The organism is Pedobacter sp. 01N416 (assembly GCF_056399685.1).
In genome coordinates, this window is the sequence record NZ_JBFTRT010001056.1 from 1 (window position 1) to 548 (window position 548).

Here is a 548-nt window from a genome sequence, read left to right on the forward strand (position 1 = left end):
AGGATACAAAGAGTATAATCCAGTAATGATTCTTGAGGTCGTCGAGGTTGTATCATAAATATAGATTTGTCATCCTGAGCTTGTCGAAGGACCTGTTTAAATACSCTTTAAGKTGTTTCGACARGCTCAACATGACAGCATCTGGGCTGAAATCGCCTTTATGATACAATCTCCTTATTGCAGGAAAGATGCTGAAATAAATTCAGCATAACGATCTTACAAAAAAGAATATTTATTCCTCTTTCTTCTGGAACTTATAAAACAGATACCCCAAAAAAGGCAGAATCAATACACTCCCCAATAAAAGTGCTAAACCCAAACTGTAAATTGTTTTTTCGGGTCCAACGGTTTCTAGCAACGAAATCGCATCTCCGTTCTTTAAACGAATAAAGTTTGGAAAATGCGCGTAACTAATGGCCAAAAGGATCATCGTCACCTGAAAGCCAGCTAAAATGCGTAAAACTTTTGTTTTACCTTTAATTAGCAGGTACCATAACAACACAAGGGATAAACTTGCCAAAATAATGGCCGATAAACCGACATTGCTC

1 pseudogene is annotated in these 548 nt (G+C 37.2%); it reads right to left on the minus strand.

Annotation, left to right across the window (positions count from 1 at the left end):
* Window positions 1–232: 232 nt before the first annotated feature.
* A pseudogene (locus tag AC1DND_RS29210) lies at window positions 233–548 on the minus strand (cytochrome d ubiquinol oxidase subunit II); the annotation flags it as partial.